2 protein-coding genes are annotated in these 1,279 nt (G+C 47.0%); both read right to left on the reverse strand.

The features are described 5' to 3' along the window. The coding region (locus tag R8O70_RS25500) for a type IV pilin (protein ID WP_318184496.1) at positions 1–338 on the reverse strand (338 nt) is incomplete at its 3' end. A gap of 207 nt (positions 339–545) precedes the next feature. After that, positions 546–1,279: serine/threonine transporter SstT (sstT, locus tag R8O70_RS25505; RefSeq protein ID WP_318184497.1), on the reverse strand; the 734-nt coding region annotated here is incomplete at its 5' end.

Consider the following 1,279-nt stretch of genomic DNA (forward strand, 5'->3'; position numbering starts at 1 on the left):
TTCGCTTGCTTCATTTCGTCTGAGATCGTCATGTTGTCGAAAAAGCCAAGGTGTTCGCCACATTCGCTTTGCGTTTCTGGGTAGCCGTTGTAGAACTCTTGATAGCCCACTGCCGTCAGGACACATTGGTTTGCGCCATTCTCTTGGTTGAACGCTTTCGCATTGGCGTTGAGAATGGAGACGTAGTACTGCATGTCGGCAAACAAAACTTGAATGGCAGCAGAGCGGGCGTCGGACGTGCGCTGGTTCGAATGGTGGAGTGCATAAGCAGAGATTCCGCCTAGTAAAACAGCAGCGAACAACCACTCTTTCAATGAGAAACTAGACAACCATCTCATTCGTTTACCCTCAAATTAAATCGACCATTCATACAATGGGGCGGCATTTTACGCATCGAATCTCGAAAGTTTAAGGGTAAATCCCGTGTTTCAGAAAAAACTGACAGAAAGTTTATTGGTGATCAATAAGTGATACCGAATGCATATTCTATCGACAACGAAAAAGGGGAGCCAACAGGCTCCCCTTGCTATTATTCAATGTTTATCTTACTGGCTTTTTTGCTGTTCTGAACGGCAAACAGCAGCGGTAAAGATAACGTCTGTTGAACTGTTTAGCGCTGTTTCAGCAGAGTCTTGAATCACACCGATGATGAAACCAACCGCTACCACCTGCATTGCTACGTCGTTTGAGATGCCAAACAAACCACACGCTAGAGGGATAAGCAGTAGAGAACCGCCCGCAACACCAGAAGCGCCACATGCAGAAACCGCAGCGACAACACTTAGAAGTAGCGCTGTCATTAGGTCAACTTCAATACCCATTGTGTGCACTGCAGCCAGCGTTAGTGTTGTGATAGTGATTGCAGCACCAGCCATGTTGATGGTTGCACCCAGAGGGATAGATACTGAGTAAGTGTCTTCGTCTAGGTCTAACTTCTCACATAGCGCCATGTTTACTGGGATGTTCGCTGCACTTGAGCGAGTGAAGAACGCTGTTACGCCACTTTCACGTAGACATTGGAATACCAATGGGTACGGGTTTTGTTTGGTTTTGAAGAATACGATCGCTGGGTTTACTACTAGCGCGATAATCATCATTGCGCCAAGTAGAACCGCAAGAAGGTGAGCGTAGCTTGCTAGCGCGCTGAAACCCGTTGTCGCGAAAGTTGAAGCAACCAGACCAAAGATACCAAATGGTGCAAGACGGATGATGACGCGAACAATGTGAGAAACACTGTGGCTTAGGTCTTCAAATACCGCTTTCGTTGTTGCTGATGCGT

Source organism: Vibrio sp. 779(2023), from assembly GCF_033344285.1.
Classification (GTDB): domain Bacteria; phylum Pseudomonadota; class Gammaproteobacteria; order Enterobacterales; family Vibrionaceae; genus Vibrio; species Vibrio alginolyticus.